Origin of the sequence: Polyangium spumosum (assembly GCF_009649845.1) — a bacterium.
Classification (GTDB): domain Bacteria; phylum Myxococcota_A; class Polyangia; order Polyangiales; family Polyangiaceae; genus Polyangium; species Polyangium spumosum.
Map to the genome: position 1 here is coordinate 183,512 of NZ_WJIE01000002.1, position 24,712 is coordinate 208,223.

At 69.2% G+C, this 24,712-nt stretch carries 18 protein-coding genes; 4 read left to right on the forward strand and 14 right to left on the reverse strand.

From position 1 onward, the window contains the following. Position 1 precedes the first annotated feature (1 nt). Both GF068_RS06850 and GF068_RS06855 read left to right on the forward strand, forming a co-directional pair. Positions 2-565, forward strand: a complete 564-nt coding sequence (locus tag GF068_RS06850; protein WP_153818530.1) for a biopolymer transporter ExbD — start codon at positions 2-4, stop codon at positions 563-565. After that, positions 562-1,212, forward strand: coding sequence for an ExbD/TolR family protein (locus GF068_RS06855; RefSeq protein WP_153818531.1), 651 nt, complete (start codon positions 562-564; stop codon positions 1,210-1,212). The genes GF068_RS06850 and GF068_RS06855 overlap by 4 nt, the downstream gene beginning before the upstream one ends. Before the next feature lie 53 nt (positions 1,213-1,265). On the opposite strand, the gene GF068_RS06860 is transcribed toward GF068_RS06855, so the two are convergent. The 4 genes from GF068_RS06860 to GF068_RS06875 all read right to left on the reverse strand — a co-directional run bounded on the left by GF068_RS06860 (position 1,266) and on the right by GF068_RS06875 (position 10,569). Then, positions 1,266-4,595 carry a DEAD/DEAH box helicase gene (locus GF068_RS06860; protein ID WP_153818532.1) on the reverse strand — a complete coding sequence of 1,110 codons (3,330 nt, stop codon included), beginning with the start codon at positions 4,593-4,595 and terminating at the stop codon, positions 1,266-1,268. A gap of 112 nt (positions 4,596-4,707) precedes the next feature. Then, entirely contained in the window at positions 4,708-7,002 is a 2,295-nt protein-coding gene (locus GF068_RS06865) for a sodium/proton-translocating pyrophosphatase (protein ID WP_153818533.1), read from the reverse strand. Positions 7,003-7,125: 123 nt separating this feature from the next. Further along, positions 7,126-8,787: a TolC family protein gene (locus GF068_RS06870; protein WP_153818534.1), complete on the reverse strand. Its 1,662-nt coding sequence runs from the start codon at positions 8,785-8,787 to the stop codon at positions 7,126-7,128. A gap of 120 nt (positions 8,788-8,907) precedes the next feature. Further along, positions 8,908-10,569 (reverse strand): hypothetical protein, encoded by a 1,662-nt coding sequence (locus tag GF068_RS06875; RefSeq protein ID WP_153818535.1) that lies wholly within the window; start codon positions 10,567-10,569, stop codon positions 8,908-8,910. Between the two features lie 839 nt (positions 10,570-11,408). On the opposite strand from GF068_RS06875, the gene GF068_RS06880 reads away from it, so the two are divergent. Further along, complete coding sequence (locus GF068_RS06880; protein ID WP_170319339.1) at positions 11,409-11,864, forward strand: hypothetical protein; 456 nt, start codon at positions 11,409-11,411, stop codon at positions 11,862-11,864. Positions 11,865-12,090: 226 nt separating this feature from the next. Next, entirely contained in the window at positions 12,091-13,893 is a 1,803-nt protein-coding gene (locus GF068_RS06885) for a c-type cytochrome (protein WP_153818537.1), read from the forward strand. Positions 13,894-13,950: 57 nt separating this feature from the next. Here GF068_RS06885 and GF068_RS06890 read toward each other — a convergent pair whose 3' ends face one another. The 10 genes from GF068_RS06890 to GF068_RS06935 form a co-directional block, all read right to left on the reverse strand. Continuing rightward, on the reverse strand, positions 13,951-15,273 hold the full coding sequence (locus GF068_RS06890; protein ID WP_153818538.1) for a tyrosine-type recombinase/integrase: 1,323 nt from the start codon (positions 15,271-15,273) through the stop codon (positions 13,951-13,953). A 204-nt stretch (positions 15,274-15,477) separates the two neighbouring features. Beyond that, positions 15,478-15,879 carry a helix-turn-helix domain-containing protein gene (locus GF068_RS06895; protein WP_153818539.1) on the reverse strand — a complete coding sequence of 134 codons (402 nt, stop codon included), beginning with the start codon at positions 15,877-15,879 and terminating at the stop codon, positions 15,478-15,480. Between the two features lie 5 nt (positions 15,880-15,884). After that, positions 15,885-16,325: a hypothetical protein gene (locus GF068_RS06900; RefSeq protein WP_153818540.1), complete on the reverse strand. Its 441-nt coding sequence runs from the start codon at positions 16,323-16,325 to the stop codon at positions 15,885-15,887. Between the two features lie 189 nt (positions 16,326-16,514). After that, entirely contained in the window at positions 16,515-17,390 is an 876-nt protein-coding gene (locus GF068_RS06905; protein ID WP_153818541.1) for a hypothetical protein, read from the reverse strand. A gap of 321 nt (positions 17,391-17,711) precedes the next feature. Beyond that, on the reverse strand, positions 17,712-18,938 hold the full coding sequence (locus GF068_RS06910) for a tetratricopeptide repeat protein (protein WP_153818542.1): 1,227 nt from the start codon (positions 18,936-18,938) through the stop codon (positions 17,712-17,714). 183 nt (positions 18,939-19,121) lie between these two features. Then, positions 19,122-20,180, reverse strand: coding sequence for an RNA polymerase sigma factor (locus tag GF068_RS06915; RefSeq protein ID WP_153818543.1), 1,059 nt, complete (start codon positions 20,178-20,180; stop codon positions 19,122-19,124). A 68-nt stretch (positions 20,181-20,248) separates the two neighbouring features. Further along, positions 20,249-20,935 (reverse strand): hypothetical protein, encoded by a 687-nt coding sequence (locus GF068_RS06920; protein ID WP_153818544.1) that lies wholly within the window; start codon positions 20,933-20,935, stop codon positions 20,249-20,251. 14 nt (positions 20,936-20,949) lie between these two features. Beyond that, positions 20,950-21,297, reverse strand: coding sequence for a hypothetical protein (locus tag GF068_RS06925; protein WP_153818545.1), 348 nt, complete (start codon positions 21,295-21,297; stop codon positions 20,950-20,952). Between the two features lie 411 nt (positions 21,298-21,708). Next, positions 21,709-22,374, reverse strand: coding sequence for a hypothetical protein (locus GF068_RS06930; protein ID WP_153818546.1), 666 nt, complete (start codon positions 22,372-22,374; stop codon positions 21,709-21,711). A gap of 88 nt (positions 22,375-22,462) precedes the next feature. Beyond that, positions 22,463-22,996, reverse strand: coding sequence for a hypothetical protein (locus GF068_RS06935; protein ID WP_153818547.1), 534 nt, complete (start codon positions 22,994-22,996; stop codon positions 22,463-22,465). Between the last annotated feature and the right edge of the window lie 1,716 nt (positions 22,997-24,712).

The window sequence follows — 24,712 nt, forward strand, 5'->3', positions numbered from 1 at the left end:
CATGGCCGAGACCAACGACGCTCCGCTCAGCGCCTCCCAGAAATCGCGGATCCGGCGGCTCTCCCAGCCGAAAGATCCGGACCCGGGCGAAGAGGCGGGTGAGCTCAACATCGTGCCCTTCCTCGACATCATCACGAACGTGATGATGTTCGTGCTCGCCAGCGTCTCGGTCACCTTCATCGTCTCGGTCGAGTCGAACCCGCCCGCGATCGGCGGCAAGGGTCGGAGCGACGTGGCGAGCAAGGCGCTGAACCTGTCGGCGTTCATCACGACGCAGGGGATCTCGCTCAAGACCTCGAGCGGCAACATCGCCCCGGGCTGTCAGGGCGTCGGGCCCGGCATCACGGTGCCGAAACACGAGAGCGGCGTCTACGACTTCGACGGCGTCAAGAGCTGCGCGAAGAAGCTCAAGAACGCGGCCCCCGAGTTCAAGGAGGAGACGCAGGTGACCATCACCGCGAACCCGGGCATCGAATACGGGACGATCTTCGACACGATGGACGCGCTCCGGCGAGACGGCGAGGAGGACCTCTTCCCGCAAGTGCACTTCGGGGTGGCGCGATGAGCACCGAAGAGACCTTCGATCACGGCGGGCCCAACGATCCCCGCCCGGCGCCCCGTCCGAGGCCCGCGCAAGCCCAGAAAGGCAGCCTCGTCAAGTACAAGGCCGCCCTCCGGAAGGCGAAACGCAAGAACGCGCGCGAGCCGGAGATCGACTTCCTCAACATCACGGCGATGCTCGACCTGATGACCATCATCCTGGTCTTCTTGCTGAAGAGCCTCGCCTCGTCGGCCGGCGCGATCCCGCAGTCGGACGACCTGCGCCTGCCGCAGTCCGTGATGGTCGGCGAGCCGAGCGACGAGGGCGTGCTCGTCGTGGTCTCGAAGACGCAGATCCTCGTCGGCGACGAGTCGACGGCCGTCGTGAGCTTGCCGAGCCGCGAGCAGATGGCCCAGTCGGGCATCGACGCCAAGCACAAACGCAGCGGCCCGAACGACCTCTACATCGTGCCGCTCGCGAACGCGCTCCAGCACGCGCGCGAGGTCGACAAGGCCGTCCGCGCCGCCAAAGGCCTCGACCCGTCCACCTCCGAAGCGCGCATCGTCGCGGACCGGACCACGCCCTACCGCACGCTCATCGAGGTGCTCTACACCCTCGGCCAGAGCGAGTTCGGCAAGTACCACCTGATGGCGCTGAGCGGGAAGAAGTGATTTGAAAAGGGGATGGCCTCGATGGGCCATCCCCTACGTCAGGCCCGCTGTCTTCAATCCACCGCGAACAGCTCCTCCACGTCGGCCTTCGTGAGCTTCTTGGCGCCGCCCGTGTCCTCGCTGAGGACCGAGGCCACGAGCTCGCGCTTCTTCTGCTTGAGCAGCAGGATCTTCTCCTCGATCGTCCCCTCCGCGACGAGACGATACGCCGTCACGACGCGCGTTTGACCGATGCGGTGCGCGCGATCCGTCGCCTGCTGCTCCACGGCCGGGTTCCACCACGGATCGAAGTGGATGACCGTGTCCGCCGCCGTCAGGTTCAGGCCCGTGCCGCCGGCCTTCAGGCTGATCAGGAAGACCGGCACCGTCGGATCGTTCTGGAAGCGCTCGACGCGCTCCATGCGGTCCTTCGTCGCGCCGTCGAGGTACTCGTAAGGCACGCCGTCCTCCTTCATCGCCCGCTCGATGATCTTCAGCATCATCACGAACTGGCTGAAGACGAGCACCTTGTGGCCACCCTCCACCGCGTTCGAGACGAGCTCGCGCAGCGCCACGAGCTTGCCCGAGTCCTCGTCCGAGAACTCGCGCGGCAGGCCGAGCAGCCGCGGATCACAGGCCGCCTGGCGCAGCCGCGTGAGGCCCGCGAGGATCTGGAGCTGGCTCTTGGCGATGCCCACGCGCTCCACCTCGCCGAGCACCTGCGCCCGCACCTCACGCGCGACCTGCATGTAGATCGAGCGCTGATCCCCCGTGAGATCGCAGATCTGATCGGTCTCGATCTTCTCGGGCAGATCCTTCGCGACCTCCTGCTTCGTGCGACGCAGGATGAAGGGGTGGATGATCGAGCGCAGGCGCTGCGCGGCCTTGTAGTCGCCGGCCTCGATCGGGCGCGCCAGCCGCGCCTCGAACTTGTCGAGCGCGCCGAGCAGGCCCGGGGAGACGAAGTCGAAGATCGACCAGATCTCGGAGAGCCGGTTCTCGATCGGCGTGCCCGTGAGCGCGAGCCGCCTGCGCGCCTTCAGGCGCTTCGCGGCCGCGGCCGTCGCGGAGAGCGGGTTCTTGATGTGCTGCGCCTCGTCGAGGATCGCGTAGGTGAGGTCGAGCTTCGCCAGGAACTCCTCGTCGCGACGGAGCAACGCGTAGCTCGTGATGATGACCTCGGCCTCGTGGACCTCCTCGATCTGGTCCTTGCGATCCGCGCCGTGCCAGAGCGCCACCCGGAGCGTCGGCGCGAACCGGGCGAGCTCGCGCTCCCAGTTCGTCACGACGCTCGTCGGCGCCACGATCAGCGCTTTGACGTGCTTCTCCTCCTGCTTGACGCTGAGGAGCAGCGCGATCGTCTGCACCGTCTTGCCGAGGCCCATGTCGTCCGCGAGCACGCCGCCGGAGCCGATGTCGTGGATGAACTTGAGCCACGACAGACCCGCCTCCTGGTAAGGGCGCAAGGTCGCCTTCAACGCGCGCGGCTTCTTCGTGCTCTCGATCTCGTCGATGCTCGAGAGCTTCTGGAAGAGCTCGCGCGCGCCCTGGCCCACGCTCGCGCCGCTCACCTGCGAGAGCAGCTCCTGGATGCGGCCCGCGTGCGCGAGCGGGAGTTTCCCCGTGCGACCGGCCGCCGTCATGAGCTCGATCTCGCGGTCGAGCATCGCCCGGATCGTGTCCGGATCGAGCGGCGCGAACGAGCCGTCCTCGAGGCGCACGTACTTCTTGCCCTCGGTGAGGCAGCGGCGAAGCTCGTCGCGATCGACGGCGATGCCCTCGCTCTCGAACGAGAGCTTCACGTTGAGCCAGTCCATGCCGCTCGTGACCTTCGCGAAGACGCCGAGCGGCTTGTGGCGGACCTGCGTGTCGACGAGGTCCTCGGGGACGAAGAGATCCCAGGTGTCGGGCAGCTCCGCCAGGCCCTCGCTCCAGAAGCGGATGGCCGCGTCGCCCGTCGCCACGAACTCCTGGCCCGTCTCGTCGGGCTTGAGGCCGAGGCCGAGCAGGTGCACCGCCGCCTCCTGCTGCGCCGCGATGTCGACGCGCACGCACCGCGCGCGCTTCATGCCCTCCTCGGGCGGCTGCACGAGCACGGGCGGCGAGATGCCGTCGGCGCGGACCTGGACCTCCTCCTCGCCATACGCGGCGTAGAGCTGCACGTGCGCCTCGACGAGCGAGCCACCCGCGCGCATGCGGAAGGTGGGCGGGAGGTCGACGACGTCGGCGATCTGCGCGAGATCCGGCAGCTCCGCGCCGACCTCCAGCGCGACCTTGGGCAGGCCCTGCATGATCAGGCGCACGAGGTCGCGCATCGGCTCGGCGATCGTCGGTGAGCGCAAGAGCCGGCGCATCGCGGCGGGCGAGACGCGCTTGTCGATCCGCCGCGCGATGCCCTCCTGCGTGTCGACGTGCCAGCCCGGCCAGCCCTCGAACCAGCCGCCTTGCAAGAGCGAGAAGCGGCGCTTGTCGCTCGGGCGCTCGAAGCTCGCCTTCACGATGATCGTGTCGCCGCCGACCGTCTCCAGGTCGAAGCGCGGGCGCAGCGGCTCCTCGGTGAAGCGGAGCTGCATGAGCGCGGGCTCGAGCAGGACACGCTGGCCTTCGAGCGAAGGCAGGAGCTCGGCGACGTCCTCGCCGCGCACGTCGACCGCGGGGTGGCGCGGGTTGCCGCTCTCCAGGCGGGCGAGCAGGCGCAAAGCGTCACGATCGGGCGTCGGATAAAGCGCCTGCCAGGCGAGGGCCGTCGAGGGCAGGATGGGCACGCGCGCGTCCGCGTCGAGCACCGTGACGGTGAGCGCGCCCTGGCGGACGTGCAGGCGGAACTCCACGCGGCGCGAGCCGCCGAGCCCCTCGGGCGGCAGCCATGCGCCGATGCCGGTTTGCTTGGCGGTCGCGTCCTGCTGCGGCGCGGTGATCACGGACGAGCCGGGCGGTCCCATCGCGGCCATCGAGGTCCTCTCGCTTCCGCCCATGTGCGCCATCGGGGCGCCCGGGCCGGTCATTCCGAGCGGCGGCTGCGTGCCACGCGGCCGATCCCGTCGGCGCACGCGCTTGAGGGCGTCGCCGCCGGCGTGCGCCGTCTGCGGCAGCATCGGGGCGGGCATGGGTCCGGGGCGGGGCTGCGAGCCGCGGGCCTGATCTCGCAGCGTGATCAGCAGCGCCGCGACGTGCTTGCAGTGCTGGCCCCCCTTCGAGAACGTCGGGCACGAGCAGTAGGACTTGATGCCGTCCGGCGTGAGCTCGACCTTCACCGGGTAGGGCTCCGAGTCGCTCGCGCGGACGACCCCGCTCGCGCTCATCTCCTGGACGTCGATGTCCTCGACGACGCGGCGGCGGAAGTATTCGAGGCCTCGGAGGAACGTGCGGGCGCCGAGCAAACGGCGCAGCCCGCGGTCGCTCAAGGTGGAGAGTGCGTCGGTGATCGGAGGCGGCACGTTGATGATGGTGGGGTTCGTCCCGGCGAGCGGGCGCGTCGATCAGAGGGTTCGCGGGTTCGCGCCGGAGGGCGCGGATCTAAACGAAGAACGGCAAGAACACGATCGTGACCACGGGGAGCATTTTCACGAGGACGTGGATCGCGGGCCCGGCGGCGTCCTTCAGGGGATCGCCTACCGTGTCGCCGATGGCCGCCGCGATGTAGGTCGGGTTGTCGACCCGCGCGCCGGTCTCGTCGACGAGGTACCGCCCGCCGTGAGCCCCGGTCACGATGTACTTCTTCGCGTTGTCCCAGGCACCCCCTGCATTGCCGAGCAGGAGCGCGCCCAGGACGCCTGCGATCGTCGCGGCCAGGATCAAGGCGGCGACCGCGTCGGCAACGGCTAGAGGATTATCTTCCGTTCCGGCGAAGCGCAAGCCCAGTCCCACCGCGATCGGCACCGAGGCGGCGACCAGGGCCGGCGTGATCGCCGACCCGAGCGCGGCGCGGCTGCCGAGCTCCACGCAAGCGTCCAGGTCGGGCGCCGCGTGCCCCGCGCGTGGGTTGTTCGGCGCGGCGCTCGACCGCGAGGCCCGCGGATGCGGCGGCGTCCACGCCCCGCTGCTCGCCCCGAGCGACGACGGCGCGTTGATCTGCCGGCGCGCCTCGTCGAGCACGCGCCTGGCCGCGCGTGACACGCTGCCGAGGACCCGCGACGCGAACCATACGACCAGGACGACCCCGATCGCCGCGCCCAGGTAGACCTCCGGCCGGCCGACCGAGAGGGCGCTGCCCGCCGCCGCCGCCGCCGGTTTGCCCGCCGCGACGCGCCGCCGCGCCTCGTCCAGCCAGACCGACACGAGCATCGAGGTCGCGAGCAGCGCCGCCGCGCCCGCGTGCGCGCGGGCGAAGGACTTGGCCGTGTTGCCGACCGCGTCGAGCACCACCGTCCGCCCGCGGACGTCGGGCCGCTCGCGGGCGATGGTCATCTCCACGATCCCGCCCGCGCTGTCGATGATCGGTCCGAACCCGGACATCGCGAGCGCATACGCGGCCATGCCGAGCAGGCCCATGGTCGCGACGGCGATGCCGAGCGCGCCGCCGCCGTCGAGCCCGGTGCGCGCGCCGAGCACGTGCGCCGAGGCCACGGCCACGCCGAGGACCACGAGCGGAGCGAGCGCGCCCTCGAGCCCCACGGCGGCCCCGCGCAGGAGCACGAGCGGCGAGCCGACACGCGCGGCCTCCGCGATCTCGCGGACGGGCCGGTAGCGGTGCTCGGTGTAGTACTGCGCCACGAAGAGCAGGAGGAGCCCCGCGGCGATGCCCACGGTGGCCGCGCCGAAGAACCAGAGCCAGTGCCGCCCGAGCAGCCACTTCGCCGCGCCCGCCGCGCCCACCAGGCCGAGCAGCGCCGTCACGTACAGGCCGCGGGCGAGCGCGTTCATCGGGTCTTCGCGGTCGTCCGTGCGCACGACCATCACCCCGAACATCGCGGCCAGCACGCCGAAGGCGCGCATCACGACCGGGAAGAGCATGATCGACAGCACGCTCGGGATGCCCTCGTTCTGGCGGAAGACCGCGGCCGCGAGCAGCATCGCGCCGAGGTTCTCGGCGACCGTCGAGGCGAACGTGGACGCGGCCTTCCCGGCCGCCTCGCCTGCGCAGTCGCCCGCGAGATCGGCGATCGTGGCGGGGTTGCGGACATCGTCCTCGGGCAGGCCGAGCTCCCGGCCCGCGAGGTCGGCGCCCATGTCCGCGCTCTTCGCGAAGGCGCCGCCGCCGAGCTCGGCGACGAGCGCGGCGAACGCGCCGCCGAGCGGGTAACCGGCGATCACGAGCGGGATCGAGGGGGCGAGCTTCAGCGCGGCGCCGGGCTCGGCCGAGAAGCCGCCCTTCGTGGCGAAGACCAGCGCGAAGAGGCCGACGAGCCCGACGAGCCCGAGCGAGACGGCGAAGAGGCCCGACACGGCGCCGCCGCGGATGGCGATCTGCAGCGCGTGATCGAGCGAGCGCCGGGCGCCGCTGGCGGCGCGCACGTTGGCGCGGGCGGCGGTCCAGGCGGCCACGTGGGCGGCGGCGACGGCCGAGCCGACGCCGAGGGCGAAGGAGAGCGTGAGCCATGCGCCGAGCTCGAGCGGCGGGAAGGCTTGCGCCTCGGGCTTCTGCCGGGCGAGGCCGTAGGCGAGGAAGATCCCGCCGCCGGGCACGGCCGAGACGGCCAGGATGGTGCTGCGCAGCCGCTTCGTGAAGTAGTCCGCGGCGGCCCGGATGCGCGCGGCGACGCGCGGCATGTCCCCCTCCCCCGTGGGGCAACCGAGCACCCAGCGCGCGAGGTACCCCGCGAACCCGATGCCGAGCAGGCTGATGCCGAGGATGAGCGCGAGCTCGGTCATGAAAGGACGTGACGGCCGTTCGCCCGTGGGTTCGTCGACACGAACCCTCTCTGCGTGAAAGGCAGGCCGCGCGGAGGTCCACTACCGCGATGTGCGCGGCAGAGCAAGCTTGTCGGAGAGGGGCTACCGCGGCGCCGCCGCGTTCTTCTCGACGTCGCGCCCCGTCGCGTGCTCGAGCCGCGTGCGGGCCACGAGGATCCCGACGCGCGCGTCCACGCGGCGCAGGCGCGCGCGTGTCACCTCGGCCTCGGCGTCGACGAGGGCCACGCCCGTCGCGCGTCCTGCGCGGAACAGCTCGTTCTGCACGCGCAGCCCTTCTTCTGCCGCGGCGAGCCCGCGGTCGGCCGCGTCGATGTTCGCCTCGGCGCGCTTCAGCTCCGCGAACGCCGACGCCACCTCGAGCTTCAGCCCTTGCACGAGCTGCTCCTTCTGCGCGGCGATCTGCTCGACGCGTGACTTCGCCTCGGTCACCTGCGGGATCGCGGTCAACGTGTCGTTGATCGTCCACGAGAGCCGGACGCCTGCGTGCCACGTGAACCGGAACTCGTCGGTCTGCGGGAAGACGCGCTGGTTCGGGTTCTGGTACTGCCCCTCGGCGAAGCCGTCGATACGCGGCAGGTAGTTGGCGCGGGCGAGCGACACCTGCTTCTTCAGCGAGTACTCCGTCTCGTCGAGCGCGCGGATCTCCAGCCTGCGCGCGAGCGCCTCGTCCTGCAGCGCCGTGAGCTGCGCCGTGCTCGGATCCACCGACGTGTGCAGCACGTCCACGCCGATCACGAGCGGCTTGCCCGGCGGCAGCGCGAGCGAGATGCGGAGCTGCTCCTCGGCGAGGGACGTGAGCGCGTCCGCGTCGGCCTGGAGCTGCTGCGCGGACGCGACCTGCGCTTCGAGGCGCAGCACGTCGGCCTTCGACGCGAGGCCCGCGTTGAACGTGAGCTGCGCGTCCTTCAGGTGCGCCTCGGCCTGCGCGACGGCCTCCGCCGCGACCACGGCGCTGCCCTTGGCGCGGACCCAGTTGTAGTAGGCGACCTTCGCGTCCGCCGCGATCTGCAGCCCCTCGGCCTCGACCTCCAGCCGCTTCGCGCTCTCGGCGTGTGAGGCCGCCGCGTAGCCCTGCGAGATGCGCAGCACGTAGTCCGAGATCGGCAGCGCGAGCGTCGCCGTCAGCGAGTACGAGTTCAGCAGCACGGGGAACGTGAACGCCGGCGTCTCCACCGCCGTGATCGGCGTGCCCGCGATGTCCGTGACGCAGTTGCCCGACAGGGGCGGCGGGCAAGGCCTCGACACGAGCGGCCCTTGTTGCACGGGGATCACCTGCGGGTTCGCCGGGTCGAGGTTCGTGCCGACGTAGGCGGTGCCCGGCTGACCGAGGACGTTCTGCACGCGCGACAGGCGCGTGTAGCCCGCGTTCACGGTCACGCGCGGCAGGTAGTTCAGGAGCGCCTGATCAACACGCGCGGCGGCGGCGCGCAGCTCCGCTTGCTTCGCGCGCAGCGACGGGCGGGTGCGAAGCGCGATGCGCGCCGCTTCGTCCGGGGTCAGGCCTCCGGCCTGGGGCGCGAGGGCCTCGGCGAGGCGATCAACCGCGGGAGGCGGCGGCGCCGGGGCGACGGGCGCCGCGGGTTGCGCGGGTTGCGCAGGTTGCGCGGGTTGCGCAGGTTGCGCAGGTTGCGCAGACGCCGCGACGGGCGCGCCGGCGAGGAGCAGGAGCGTCCACGCCGCGAGGGCGCGTCGTGCGCGGCGGGGCGTGGGCGAGGAGGCGGAGCGGGAGGGAGAGGACACCATGTTGACCCGCCGGTCACTTATGGGCGCCCGCCGCTCCCGTCAAGCCTCCTCACACGTCTTAACAATGCGCAGCGTCATGCTCGGGGGCGCGGCGATTCGTGACCCCCGGGTCGCGCCTCGTCACTGCATGTAGGCCGGCGTGGCCACGGCGCTGCGGCACTGCCAGTTGAAGCTCCGCATGTGCGGGGCGCGGCCGTGCTTCTGCAGCTTGCCGACGAGCGACTTCACGGCGCTCGCCAGCGCGGCGTCGCGCCCGTGGTGGTAGGCCACGGCCATCACGTAGGCGGCCTCGCCCCAGTGCTCGTTGTCCGGGTCCTCCTCGCCCTGGTTGTTGCCTTCGCCCATGAAGTAGAAGGGCTTGCCCGAGGCGTCGAGGCCGTCGCGCAGGATGGCGCGGCCGAGCTTCACGATCGACGAGCGCACCTGGCTTCCGCGCTGGCCGCCGCGCTCGTTCGCATAAAGATCGAGCCCGTCGACGAGGATGGCGCTCATCCAGGGGCTGCAACCCCAGTATCCGTATCCCTCGCCGTGCGCCCCGGCGTGGTGCGCGAAGCAGCGGGCATTCTGGTCGCTGTATCCCGCCGGATAGGTCGCCTGGACCGCGAGGTATGCGTCGACCGCGTCGTCGGCGAGCGCCTGGAAATGGTCGCTCCGATCGTCGGAGACCATCGCCGCGTACGTCAGGTCGAGCAAAAAGAAGCCCGCGTGCCGCTCGGTCCAGAGGCCCGTGTCCTTGCCCTTGTACCGGGGGTTCCATATCGCCGTCATTCGCTCGGCCACGTCCTCCGCGGCCTCGCGGAACCGGTCATCGCCGGTCAGGAGGTAATGGATCGCGAGGTTCTGGGTGTAATGGTACTTCGGATCGTTGGCCTTCTTGGGGATACCGATACGCGTGCTCTTCCCGCTGCCCGAGATACCTGCGCGGTAGAGCGCGGTCTCGGTGTACGCCGTGCGGAGCGTGTCGACGTCCCCCCGCCGGGCATATCCACGATAAAACGTCGTGCCGCGATCGTAGAGCCACACCGCCGGGTCGCTCTTCTTCGGGGCGAACGCGTCGACGTCGTGCTTGTCGTAATCACAGACCTTCGCCCAGCCGTCGTAGGGCGAGCCCGCGGTCTCCGACGCCGGGGCGATCTTGCCCATGAGCCCGCTCTTCGCGAGCCTCTGCGGCGAGAGCACCGCATACACGCGCGGGCCCTGCGTCCCGTTCGTATCCACCAGGGTCTGCGGCACGGGGATCATCGAGAGCGAGCCGCCCCGCGGGCTCTCGCCCACGACGACCTCGAGGTCCGTCGGGCCGGAGACGGCCACGTCGACCTGGATCTGCACGCTGCGCAGGCTGCCGTCGGCGTGACGGGCGAGGCCACGGCGCGCGGCGGCGAGCTCTTTGCCCGCGTGGATCACGCGGATCATGGACTCCTGGGAGAGCTCGCCGGGGGCCAGGGGGATCGCGAAATTGACGCGCTGCACGCCCGACCCTTGCGTGGCGAAGAGGCGCACCGTCTCGGCGCGCGCCGACGAGAGGGCGCTCTCGGCCTCGTCGGTCTCGCCCTCCTCGAGGACCTCCTCCTCGGCGACCTCCTCGTCGCTCGCCTCGACGTCCTCCGCCTCGACGTCCTCCGCCTCGACGTCCTCCGTATCGGCCACGGATTCGTCGTCGCCAGCTTCTGCCTCCATTTCGTCCTCCAGGACGACGTCCTCGGAGGCGACGCAGGAGGCCGTGGAGGCCGCGAGGACGAGGGCGAGCAGCGAAATACAAGAATTGGAATGATAACGGTGCATCTGTGCGCCTTTCAAAGGAGGTGTGCGAATGGCCAGACCGGACCGACACGGTCGTCGCGAGGACGAGGGCCAAACGAAGGATGCCGGTGCGCGCGGCGAGGGCCCGAGGGCCGCTCGCGCGTCAATCGGTGACGGTCACGGGCAATTGAATGACAGCCAGCCCGTACGTCATCAAGATAATTAATGGGAACGGCGCGACGATAGGGGGCCGCAACTCACCAACCTCCACAATTATTTTCGAAGCCGAGCCCACCCCGGCGGCGCGTTCTACCGGCACTCGCTGAATTCGCGCGACCACGCGCGCCCGGCGCCCCCGGGGGACCGTGCGAAAAATGCGCGGAATCCCACCTCCCGCGTCCCAAAGACCGCTCCGGCCGCCCGCCCTTCGCCTTGGGGCCTCCCCAAAGACCGCTCCGGCCGCCTGCCCTTCGCTTTGGGGCCTCCCCAAAGACCACCCGGACTGCGCCGACCCCACCATGGGGCCTCCCCAAGGTCCACCCGGACTGCGCCGACCCCACCATGGGGCCTCCCCAAGGTCCACCCGGACTGCGCCGACCTCTCCTTGGGGCCTCCCCAAAGGTCCACCCGGACTGCGCCGACCTCTCTTTGGGGCCTCCCCAAAGTCCACCCGGACCGCGCCGACCTCTCTTTGGGGCCTCCCCAAAGTCCACCCGGACCGCGCCGACCTCTCTTTGGGGCCTCCCCAAAACACGAGCACGCCGCGCCGACCTCTCTTTGGGGCCCTCCCAGGCCCTTTTTCCACTGCCGACACAACGCGCATTTCCATTTGCGCTTTTGCTCACCAGGCGACATCGAGAAGCAAGAGCCTTGGAGGAACGATGCCCGTCATGACCCACCGGCGGCCCGAGCTACGCGCGCCCGTCGTGAAGCTGCTCGAGACCCTCGTCCCCGCCGTGCGGGACGGAGGCGAGGTGCCGCTGCTCGCGATCGTCGAGAGCGTCGCAGGTGATCGATTGAAAAACGAGGTCCGAAAGCACCTCGAAGCCCGCGGCAACGCCGTCTTTCAGCGCGAAGGCGAGAAGACGACGTTCGAAAACCAAGGCCCAGCGCTGAAGATCCCCCTCAAGCGCTTCGACCTGAAGATCGCCCCCCGCGTCGCCGGCGAAGCCCGCCTCGTCGAAGGCGGCGCCGAGCTCCGCTTCCGCGGCGCCGAGACCCTGAGCGCGAGCAAATTCCTCTTCTCGGTCCGACTGGAAGCCATCACGGCCACCGACCAGCGAATCCACGTCGACATGGAAGGCGACTCCTTCGACCAGCTCTTCGAACTGATCTAGCCCACCCCCCCCCATGACATCCGCGTCATGCCGGCGCCGGCTGGCACACGCTTTCTACCCCAGCGCGAAACGTCCTTCACGGGAGCGACCCGCGCCCCCAGATCCCAGGGCCCGAACACACATCGGGATTTCGTTTCGCAAACGCATGGTTGGCTCGAACCCCGGAAGCGGCGAGAATTCGACACGGGTTGGCTTCTTATTTGCCACGCCCGAGCGCGGAGGCCCCATGCGAACTCATCTTCGACGCCCGCTCGCCCTGCTCCTCGTCTCCCTCGCCGGCGCCGGCATCGCCGCCGGCTGCTCCGGCATCGACCATTCCTTCGTTCCCAACCAGGACATCACCGTCGCCGCCGTCACGCCACCTGCCATCTCAGGTGGCACCCTCGCCATCGCAGGTGACGGCAAGACCGCCGTCGCCGCCGACCCGGACCGCGACATGGTCTGGATCGTCGACCTCGAAGCCGGCTCCCTGAAGAGCCAGGTGGCCCTCGAGGAAGGCGACGAGCCCGGCCGCGTGGCCATCGACAAGTCCGGCCGCGCCCACGTGGCCCTGCGCTCCGGCGGCGCCGTCGCGTCGATCGACGTGGCCGGCGGCAAGCTGATCGAGCGCCGGCAAGTCTGCGCAGCCCCGCGCGGCATCACCTACGAAGAAACCAACGACCGGCTCCACGTCGCCTGCCACACGGGCGAGCTCGTGACCCTGCCCGCCGGCGGCGGCGCCGCGACGCGGGTGCTGAAGCTGGAGCGCGACCTGCGCGACGTGGTCGTGCACGGCGACAAGCTGCTCGTGAGCCGCTTCCGCTCGGCCGAGGTCCTCGTCGTCGGCGTCGACGGCAAGATCTGGCAACGCGAAGCCCCGCGGAAGCTGGAGGGCTTCGACCCGAACTTCGGCATCGAGTCGAACTTCGAGCCCGCCGTGGCCTGGCGCATGGTGTCGCGGCCGAGCGGCGGCGCCATCATGGTCCACCAGCGCGGGACGGCCTCCCCGGTGGTGATCGAGCAGCCCGGCGGCTACGGCAGCGGCGGCGGCTGCGACGGGAGCATCGTGCAAACGACGGTGACGGAGGTGGAGCCCGGCGAAGAGACGGTGCCCATCGTGATCCCGACGCTGCCCGGCTCGGCCCTCTCGGGCGCAGCCCTGCCCGTGGACATCGCGATCTCACCGAACCAGAACGAGGTGACGATCGTGGCCGCCGGCAACAACACGATCCTGCGCACGACCCGCAGCTCGATCGCAGCCAGCAAAGGCCCGGAGTGTGATCCCTCGTTCGGCGAAGCCGTGCCCGGTCAGCCCATCGCCGCGCAATACTTCAGCGGCGGGCAGCTCGCCGTGCAGCTCCGCGAGCCCGCCGCGATCTACCTGGTCGACAAGCAAAAGACGATCACGCTGCCCGGCGAGACCCGCCGCGACACGGGCCACGACGTGTTCCACAAGAGCGCGACGGGCTTCAACTCGCTCGCCTGCGCCTCCTGCCACCCGGAGGCGATGGATGACGCCCGGACGTGGAACTTCAACCCGATCGGCCCGCGCCGCACGCAGTCGATCCGCGGCGGCATCCTGGCCACGGCGCCGCTGCACTGGGACGGCGACATGGAAGACCTCGGCCACATCATGAGCGAGGTCTTCGTGAACCGCATGGGCGGCGCGCCCCTCGGCCCGCGCCAATCCCGCCTCGTCGGCCGCTGGATCGACGCACAACCGGTGCTGCCGAAGGCCGAGGTCGCCGACACGTCGGCCGTGGAGCGCGGCAAGGAGCTCTACTTCGACGCAAAGGTCGGCTGCGCGAGCTGCCACAGCGGCGAGAAGCTGACGAACAACGACTGGGCCGACGTGGGCACCGGCAAGGCCTTCCAGGTGCCGACGCTGATGGGCATCGGCGACCGCGCCCCCTTCATGCACGACGGCTGCGCCCCGACGCTGCGCGACCGCTTCAACCCGGCCTGCGGCGGCGGCGACAAACACGGCGTGACGTCGCACCTGACGACTGCACAGGTGGATGACCTGGTCACGTATCTCGAGACGCTGTGAGAGGAGAGGAAGGGGGGCTGTCCGCCCCAGGAATCGCTCCCCAACAAATCCGCGACGTTACCCCCCGTTCGCACGCTTTCCGGAACGATTCAGGAGTGAAGCGGGCAGCGGGGGGAACACCTCGCCCACGTTCCGCCCCATGAGCTGGGCCTCATCGAAGTAGACGTCCGTCGTCTCCTGCTTCTGGTGCCCGAGGATCCGGCGCAGCTCGATCGCCCCGTAACGTCCCGACCGCGCCGCCCACGTCGCGCCCGTCGCTCGCAAGCCGTGCATGGTCAACGGGATGTGCATCCTCGTTCGCTGGCGTAGGTCCGGGCGCGTCAGCCCCGCGCGGTCGAGGTACTTACTGAACGCGTCCGACACCTTGTAGACGTTGATCGGACAGATGAGGCCACGCCCTCCCGCATCGTCGATCATCACCTGCAAGAGCGGGAGCACGTTTGTTTCGAGCGTGAACGATCGCCCGCGCCCGTTCTTGGGGGCCTTCTCTCGCTTGCGCTTCCGATCGTACGAGCGAGAGATCGTGATCCGCTCGTGTGCGAGATCGATGTCCTCGCATCGCAGACGGGCGAGCTCGCTCAACCTGCACATGAGGTACACCGCGAGCGCGACGAGACGACGCGTGCGGATGGAGATCGCCTCGCACGCCACGAACCGGAGGAACTCCTCGGGGTAGAAGCAAGCGCGCGTCTGCTTCTTCGGCGTGGGGGGACCCTTCACGCCTAGCGCGGGATTGTCCGGCCGAACGTAGAGATCCGGGTCTCCATCCGCGTCCGATGCCGTGGCGAGCATCGTGCGGAAGTAGGAGAAGTAGCGAGACGCGGTGTTCGCCGCGAGCCGATCGGCCGCTGCTTCGTTCCGGAAGTAGGCGGCGACGCGCTTGACGTCATCACGCGTGAGCGCGGCGATCGGCTTCTCTCCGATCGTCCCGTCGTCCACCTTCACGCGGAGCGCGTGCACCTTCAGGCCCGACGTGTAGCAGGAGATCGATCCGTTCCCTTGCTTGTCGCGCCACGCGAGCCAGCGATCGGCGTAGCTCGCGACCGTTTCGAGAAGCGAGCCGGCCGCGCTCGCCGCGCTGGGGTTCGCCGTCGCTCCGCGGAGCAGGGCATCGCGGGGCACAAGCTCGATCGGCACCCAGCCAGGCAAGCGTCCCTCTTCCGCCAAGCGAGCCAGCGCGAGGTCTGGACGGTCGGTGTAGAGCTTGGCCAGTTTGTCAAGGTCGGCGTCGGTGGGGGCCCGACCGTTGATCCCCTTCGGGACCACGATCCCAGGCAGGCGCCGTTCCTTCACACCCGGCACGGCCGACTGTGGAAGGGTGACGTAGACCAGGAAGTGATCGCCCGATCGCTTCCACGTGCCCTTGCGCGCTCGTCCCATGGATCACCCTCCGATCCAGGGCGCCTGGGGCGCGCAGAAGTTGGACGCAAAATAGACGGATGCTACCCTATTCATAGGTCAAACCTCGCTGTTGTCGGGGTTTGGCTCAGGGCTCCCGTGCATGTTTGCTCCATGCATGGGGGCCCGCCTTGTCACACCCCCTACCAGAGGAACGCCCCCACGTCAAGGAAGGGGCCGGGCGCCTCATCGGCGCGCCTTTCCCGCGCGTCGCGAGCGGCGCAGCGGAACATGGTGACCGGCGGCCCGGATCGCCTCGTGTAATGCGAGCGCGTCTCCATACCCGTCCGAAGCAGCCGCCTCGCGCGTCGAGCGATGCGGCGCGATGGTCGCGCGAGATTCGATCCAGGCGTCGACCTCGTCTTTACGAGCCAGCACCTTGCGCCCGACCTTGGTCGCCTTGAATGCCCCTTCCCGCGCGAGCCGTAGAAATGCCGTGGGACCCATGGGCGCCGTTTTCGCGTCGTAGAAGCCCCCGCCGTTGCCGCTGGGGCTCGCCTCGTTGGCCTCACGCATGATGCTCCCGGCATAGCGGAGCAACGTGGCGAGCGCCGTGATCACCTCGGGGGGCAATTCGTGGGAGGCCATAGGCGCTACCTCGTCGCGCCCGTGGGCTCGCGTCGGAGTTCGGCTACCTGCCGTTCCAGGGCGTCCACCCTCGCTTCCAGCTTCTCTTGACGGTGAATGACCGCAGCCGTGAATGGCGCGAGTTCAAGCAAACCGTCGGTTCGGACCAAGCAACCTGTCCGCCCGACTTGGGGGATCAGGATCTCCCGTCCGATCGCACGCTCGGCGGCGCGAATGCGGCGCGTTACGCGGCGCCGCCACGTCGGGTCATCCGTCGAGATTCCCAGGACCAGCGCGGCCGCGTCCAACCGCATGACGGCCGGTTGCTTCTGTCGGGTGCTTTCTTCCCCGCCGTCTTCCTCGGGGGTTTCGTTGTCGTCGTCGTGCGCGGAAGGGTGGCGGGGACGCAGCCCAAACCGGGCCTCTACCGTTACGCCCCAATTCGATTGCAGGGACCGCGGAGCCATGCGCCCATCGTCCCGAACGGTCGGGCGTCGGGGCAAGGGAAAACAGGGCAGAAACACGACATGCGTAGGACGTTAAACGTCCTATCTGGGGGTCCCTGCACGATTCCAGTGTGGTGACGATAGGACATCAATTGTCCTATCGTGCTCGTCTGTTGGCAAGCCCCAGCGAAGTCAAGCGCTTACGAGCGGTCACTCGTCGAAGATGTACGATTCTCGACAACAAATGGTCACGGCGTTCTCGTCATCCTCGACCGCCTCGCCGATGGGCTCCCCCCCGCCGGCCTCGCACGTGCCCGCGATGTAGGCGTGATCCGTGACGGCCTTTGCCCCGACGGCGCGGCCAAGGGGAATGATCGGGTTGCAGTCACCCATGACCGAATAAATGGGCTGTTCCAGGAATTGCGAGGAACACGACGCATCATCGAATAGGCGCAGCGTCGCAGCGCAGTATCCACCCTGCGGTGCGCCGCACGTGCATGCCGTGCAATCGCGCGATTCCTTGGGCTGAAACGGGTACATGGTCCGGGGAAGCTCCCAATTGTAGGGCTTGGGACATTTCGTATGCTTCCCTTTCTGCCAGATGCATTGACGGTAGGGGTAGAGCACCTTGGGGACGCAGAGCTGATCCCCCGAGCCACAAAGCGACGTGTCGAGGCTCGACCGACAGGCGAGCGCGCCAGTCTCCCATTGCCAGATCCTCGATCCGCCCGCCTTGATGATGGGCGACGGCTTGACGTCGCACTTCTCGTTGACCGGAGGCGGAAGCGCCGAGAACGCGATCGACTGTGCACACGGGACGCCGCTCCCCGGGGGACACTCCGCCCCAGCGGGTAGCGCGTTCGCATCCGTGCAGGTCCCATCCCACCCCCCCGCGCCGTCAAAAGGGAGCGACGGCACCCCCACCGCGCCGCACATACCAGCCCCGATCGTGATCTCCCCCGGGACGCCGCTGCATTGCCCCGTCGCGTCCTTGCATTCGCAGGGGTCGCACTCCATGGGGGGCGCCGTGAGGCCGGCGTAGAGCTTGAATTGCTCGCCCCCAAGGAAGGGGCACCCCGTTGGCATGTCTTCGGCCGGTCCGATCCACGTGGCCCACGGGACCAGGCTCCAGAATGCTGCTGGGGTCTCAGAGTCGTCGGGGATCTTGACGCATTCGCCGCCATTCGCTTTGCATGCCGCTTGTGGATCGGCATCCGGGCCAGCGTCAACGTCTGGACCAGCGTCCGGGCACGCTTTGGTAGGAAACAGTGGATCCGGAATACATTCCACGAATACATTATCTGTCACGGCGCATCCCTCGACAAAGATCGCCCCAGCGGCGAGCGCCAACGATATAGACGTCATCAAGAACAGACTTGCGTTCCAGCGCATGACATGGCCCCTATTCTACAGATTCCACACAGCCGAGACGGCCCCCGCCAGCATCACCGCAGGTTGCTCCACAAGTACCTTTTGCCCAACGATGATCCGAGTAGCCTTTGACAACGCAAACCCATCGCCCGCTACCCGCAAGGCTAGCGGACCAAGAAGAGGAATGTCGATTCCGACGAGTCCGCCAACGCCTGGACGGAATAATACTTGGGACGCTTCGCGGAATGGGTCGCGCTGAGACTCAATCGCCATAACCCCAATGTGCCCGGCGGCGCATGCCCAGGCCCATCGCCAATGGCCGCATAGCCCAGCCAATGCACCAGCGGTCATTGCATGGATCGGCTCTCCGCCGATGTTTGCTGTCGACCAAGCGCTACGCGCCTGGACATCAACCGAGAAGTAGCTGTGTAGTCGAATGCGTCCAGAGAGCACCGCGCCCACAGCAGGAACCCACGACGCCACCCCCAGCACCATCACCGGCCCCGCGCCGATCGAACCCCTCACCCCCGATTTCTTCCCGCCACCCTCCGGAGAATCGTCGTACGCATACGGATCCTCCTGCTTTGGCAGTGGCCTCCCGTCCACGACCGCCACCGCCCCAGCAATGCCGAGACGCCGATCCCCAAACGGCGCCGTGCGCACCTCGGGAAAACCGGGGGGCCGCGGGATCCCCGCTGGCTCCGGGGGAGGCTTGGGTGCTGGGGTGGGCTCGATGGGAGGATCCGAGGGGAGCGGCGTCAGGGTGACAGGGACGTCCATGCTCCCGCCCTTGCACGCCGTGAACACCGCGCGCCCGTCCCGATACCCCGTGAGGGTCGCGCGTATCTCGTGCTCGCCTGGCATTACGAACGTGAAGAATGCCGATCGGCGCCTTCCGTTGATCCGCTTCCCGTCGAGCGTCGTCGTTTCGGGTATGTGGGATATCTGAACGTCGATCATGCAGACGGCCGCCCTCGCGACGCTGTAAGCGTCGGAGAATTGCCCCCGCTCGACGGCGTCCGCCTTCCAATCGCGATTGACTGCGTCATGAAGCAGATCCGCCGCTTCCGCTGGACTATTGAGCGCGACGAGCACCACGCCGAGACGTCCGGCGATGAGAGGGTCCGGCCGGATCGCGAGCGCGTCCGAATAGGCGTCCAGCGCGTCGGCGAGTCTACCCGTGGCTTTCGCGCGGTCCCCGCGGCGTACATGCTCCCTGAAGCGTGCCTCCTCCGCGGCGGCCCTGATCGTCTCGGGATCCACGGTCGCCCCCGGGGCCGCATCTTGCGCATGCGCGGAGCGTGCGAGCCCGAAGCTACAGGCGAGAACCACAGCCGCGAGACGTACTGACGCCATGGAATCGGATTCTAGACAAACCTCGTGCCACGGGCAAGGGGGTTTGTAAGGTACGAACGCCGGAACAAAACGCCCGCAAACCGCGCAGAATCAATCGTCCTTTGGGTCGTGGGTGTTTTGCCGGAGGACGACATCGAGCTTGCGTCTGGTCGTGGGAGGAATCTTCGGGACGCCAGTCGCGCGGGGGGATGAAGCGGGCGCTGCGGACGGAGCGACAACCGGCGGAGGTGGTTCGATGGAGGCGACGCGCTCTTGTACGTGGTCGAAGATGACCAGCACGTAGGGCGCGAGGTGAAGGTGACGAACGCGCGGCGCATCTTCTGACGGGAGGAGCCACGCCGCAACGGCCGCTCCCCCGACGAGCACGCCCACCAAGGGTGGCCATAGGGGCCCGAGCATGTCCGCCCACCGTCGAGACCGGCGACGTCCAGGCGGCGCGGACGCCCCCTCGGGCGATTCCCCGCCCGGCGAGCCGCGCCACCAACGGCCAGACAGGAAGAAAAGCAGGAGCGGAAGGATGCCGCGCCTGTCGCGTTCGCGCTCGCACAGCGCCACGTAGAGCCGCATCCGCGCCTGGAAGGCGGCATTTTTCGCGGATGCCGTCGAAATGCCAAGCGATCGAGCGATGGTCTCGAATGTCTTTTCTTCGATCTCGTACCCGATGAAAACGGCGCGTTGCCGCGGCGTCAATTTGGCGAGCTCGTCCCGGAGGAACCGAAGGAACTCCGCGCGCTCGACCTCGACCTCGGGCGAGACGTTAGGGGACACGATCTCATCGGGGGAGACCTCCCCGGCCGACGCGCAGCGCTGCTTGTCACGCCGGTACTTGCAGGCCATCCGCATCGTGATGACGAACAACCACGGGCGCAGCTCGTCGTCCGGGATGTCCGCGCCCGTGCGGGATGTCGCGGCCCTACATAGGACGTCCTGCGTGATATCGTCGCGATCGGCGAGGGAACTCACCCAGCGGCCCGTCCATGCGAAGATGACAGGACGGAGCGCGGCGAGCGCGGCGAGGCGTGGAGGGGAGCTGGACGGGGAACCGGTGTAGACGTGCGCGAGACTGGTCACGCTTCTACAAGTCCACAAGGGGGGCGAAGGTAACGACAGACCTGTCGATTTTTTTGTGCGGATGGTTGATTCTTTCAAATGCCTGATCGAGCGATCAGGTGCGCACGGGTGCGCGCGTTTGGGCGCCTACAGGAGTGCCCCTTGCGTCAGGCGCGGCGCGTCAACGTGCGGCACAGCGGACACCGACGAGGGTCGGTGCTCCGACGGAGCAGGGCTCGCGGGTGAACGTCGAGAGCACGGGCGACGCGAACGACCAGCGCCCATCGGGTGCGCTTCCCCGGGTAGTGGAAGAGGAAGACGCGTAGTTCGGCCTCCGGGATTCCCAGGACCGTGGCGAGCGCGGCTGCGTCGCCGTGATGATCGCAGAGAAGCTTGTAGACGATTTCCCAAAGGCGGGAGCGTTCCCAATGCGAGAGATACCGACCCATGCGCCCGCCTTTCGTGTCCCTTCGGGAGGAGGGTTCGCGTTCCGCGCCGTTCGTGGTTTGCAGGCTGGCGGGATGTCGTCGGCCCAAGGTGAATCGCTCGTAAGAGAAGCCAGCTTCGGCCGCGTCCCGCTTATGCTCAGCGGCCTCCTCGGGCGTCGCCTCGTACCCCAGAAAGTATCTGCGCCCTTCGGTGCCGTGCACCTCGGTTTCCCAGATGTAGATGATCCCGTCGTGGCCGAAGGCCAGCAGGCCCCACACCAAGAGCCGCAAGATCGTAGGCGAAGACAACCGCGCCAGCTCTTCCCAATGTAGCTCGACGCCGTGGAAGAAACGCCTTTCTCTTTTGCCAGGGACATGCGGCAGGTAAATGCGACCGTCGCTGCAATGCACAAACCGGCATGCCATGATCGCGAACCTGCCTATTCGCTTCGAGTCTCGGCCGACGGGATGGCCGCACCGCCCACGAGGATCGCCGCGAGATCGACGCCGCTGCATTGGGCCACGCGTGCGGCGAACTCGACGGACGGCTTGATCCTCCGGTGGCAGGCGCCCTCGATGTAGTTCGTCGGGAAGCCGAGCGCATCGGCCGCCTCTTTCGGCGTGTGCTGGCGGAGATAGGCGTCCAGATAAGCGAGCGTCCGATCGCGCTGCTCGTCCGTCAGCACGGCGGGAACGCTCGCGGGATCCCCTTCGGCCTCCGGGGTCGTCTGCGGCCACATACGCGGCGTCGGGACGTCCTCTTGATCGTCATCGAGCGCGGCATCCATGCTCCCTCCATCGGTCGTGTGATGTCGCCGGCCCGCGGTGGTGGCGCCGCACCCCCGCGCGCAAGCAGAGGTGTGACCATTTGCGGCGCAACCACCTCGGGCCGGCGACAAAACCCACCCGAGCCGAACGAGGCGCCTTTTCGCCCAGGAGGACCACCGTTCGGCCGGGATGGGAGAGACGGCAAACGTCCCCCTCGCGGCGAGCTTTCATGCGCGCGCGCCGTGAGCGGCGAGGTTTGCTGTCTCCACTCGCTACAAGCTCGGTCGGGGCGGCATGGTTAGCGAGGGGAGCGTCGATTTGTGGGATACTGTCCTACCTGAAAGATCAGACGCAATTGCGAACGTGAGGACGCACCTCTCCCGTTACGGCGCGCCGATGGCACGCCGTCGAATCGGTCGGGGCGCGGAACCTCACGAGGCGGGCGGACCGCGCGCCGTGGCACGCGGCGCAGTCGGTCGCCGATCGCGGCGCGCGGTGGGCGCGACCGTGGGGCGCGAATGGCCCGGCGTGGCGCTTGGCGGGGGGCTGGACGCGTCGAGCGGCGTCGGCTCGACCGTGGGGCGCGAATGGCCCGGCGCGGCGCTTGGCGGGGGGCTGGACGCGTCGAGCTGCGTCGCCTCGACCGCGGGGCGCGGAGGGGCCGGCGCGGCGCTTGGCGGACGGCTGGACGCGTCAAGCGGCGTCGCCTCGACCGCGGGGCGCGGAGGGGCCGGCGTGGCGCTTGGCAGGGCGCTGGACGCGTCGTCGGGCGGCGTCGGCTCGACCGTGGGGCGCGGAGGGGCCAGCGCGGCGCTTGGCGGGGAGCTGGACGCGTCGAGCGGGGTCGGCTCGACCGTACGCACCGGCGGACGGTCAACAGGCAGCGCGTCGGGAACGTGAGTCAACGAGATCCGCTTGCCCGGATCACGCTTCAGGGCGTCGATTTGCTCGGGGGTAAGGGCATCGTCCGGAAGGCGCGTTTCGCCAGCAGGCCAGGAAAGGCCGACACGAACGGTGCGACCGTCGCGGATTTCCTCACGAAAACCGCAGCGGTACACTTTGAAACCAGGGACGGGGGTGCAGGTGACGATCAGCATAGGCCTCTTTGCGCGGACTGCTCCACCCATGGGCCGAAATGGGACGACTATGGTCCGTTTGTGGCTGCATTGCTGCGGCCCGTGGTCTTTATCCGTGGCTGGCGAGCTCGAGGACGCGGAGCGGTGAGGAAAAAATTTCGGTCGAGCGCGGTCCCGCCGTGCCGGCCTCGGGGAAGATTTCGCCGCTCGCCGCCCTCCGCGCCGTCGAGCGCGAGCGGCCCTTCATGATCGCGACCGTCGAGCGCAAGGCGCGGGACCGCAGAAACACGCGGTCGAGCGCGGTCCGGACGCCCCGGCCTCGGGGAAGATTTCGCCGCGGAGATCGCCCGCGCCCGTCGAGCGCGAGCAGGCCTTCCGCGTCGCGGGCGTCGAGCGCGAGGCGCGAGGGGCCGCAGAAACACGCGGTCGAGCGCGGTCCCGCCGCGTCGGCCTCGGGGAAGATTTCGCCGCTCGCCGCCCCCGCGGCGTCGAGCGCGAGCGGCCCTTCATGATCGCGACCGTCGAGCGCGAGGCCCGCGGGCCCGCCGAAACATGCGGTCGAGCGCGGTCCCGCCGCGCCGGCCTCGGGGAAGATTTCGCCGCTCGCCGCCCTCCGCGCCGTCGAGCGCGAGCAGCCCTTCATGATCGCGACCGTCGAGCGCGAGGCGCGAGGGGCCGCAGAAACACGCGGTCGAGCGCGGTCCCGCCGCGCCGGCCCCGGGGGAGATTTCGCAGCGCAGATCGCCCCGCGCCGTCGAGCGCGAGCAAGCCTTCCACGTCGCGACCGTCGAGCGCTAGGTGCGAGAGGCCGCCGAAACACGCGGTCGAGCGCGGTCCCGCCGCGTCCGCCTCGGGGGAGATTTCGCCGCGGAGCTCGCTCGCGCCGTCGAGCGTGTCGAGCGTCGAGCCCGGCGGGTGCGTTTGTGCAAACCCTCGCGCGTCCACGTCGAGCGTGCGCGTCGGGCCGCCTGCGTTTCCGCCACCCTACATCCGAGCGCGGCGGAAACGCGGCATCGAGCGCGGTCCAAGCTATCGAAAGCACGCGAAGATTTCGGCAGGAGGGGGGCCGGCGGAAATGCCGCCCCTCCGCGCCCCGAGGGCTCCCCTACGTCCCAACGTCGAGCGTGTCGGGCGCATCGAGCGCCGCGAGCTGGCGACCGTCGAGAGCGGCGAGCGTGCCGCGTCGGAGTCGATCGCGAAATGGCCAAATGACCGCAGCATCCGGCATCATGCTGCGATGGACGCGTCCGCCTCGCGTGGCGCGACGTCGACACGGCGCAGGCGACGAGCACGAGGTACGGGGCGCGATTGGAGCGGCAATTCAAGGGGGGAGCGCGCCCGAGCGTCGAGCGCCGGCCGGTGGAATCGTCCCCCAGACAGGCGGCCGGCGGAAACGGTCCCCTTCACGGGGAGGCTTATTTCACGGGTAAACGCGCGCCCCGCGTGCCCTCGACCGAAGCATGCTCGCCGCGCTCGTCGTGCGTCCGGTACGTCCAACGCACGCGCGGCGCATCCTTAGTTTCCGCCACCTCGACCCCCCCGCATGCGGGGGTGGCGGAAATTCGTTGTCGAGCGCGGTCTGGGCGCGCCGGCCTCGGGGGAGATTTCGCGGCGAAGATCGCCCCGCGGCGTCGAGCGCGAGCAGGCCTTCCGCGTCGCGAGCATCGAGCGCGAGGCGCGACGGGGCGCCGAAACACGCGGTCGAGCGCGGTCCGGGGGCGTCGGCCTCGGGGAAGATTTCGCCGCGGAGATCGCCCCCGCCGTCGAGCGCGAGCAGGCCTGCCACGTCGCGACCGTCGAGCGCGAGGCGCCAGGGGCCGCAGAAACACGCGGTCGAGCGCGGTCCCGCCGCGTCGGCCTCGGGGAAGGTTTCGCCGCGGAGATCGCCCCGGCGTCGAGCGCGAGCAAGCCTTCCACGTCGTGGCCGTCGAGCGCGAGGCGCGATGGGCCGCAGAAACACGCGGTCGAGCGCAGTCCGGGCGCGTCGGCCTCGGGGGCGATTTCACCGCGGAGCTCGCCCGCGCCGTCGAGCGTGTCGAGCGTCGAGCCCGGCGGGTGCGTCCGTGCAAACCCTCGCCCGTCCACGTCGAGCGTGCACGTCGGGCCGCCTGCGTTTCCGCCACCCTACATCCGGGCGCGGCGGAAATGCGGCATCGAGCGCGGTCCAAGCTATCGAAAGCACGCGAAGATTTGGACACGAGGGGGGCCGGCGGAAATGCAACCCCTCCGCGCCCCGAGGGCTCCCCCGCGTCCCAACGTCGAGCGTGTCGGGCGCATCGAGCGCCGCGAGCTGGCGACCGTCGAGCGCGGCGAGCGTGGCGAGTCGGAGCCGATCGCAAAATGGCCAAATGACCGCCGC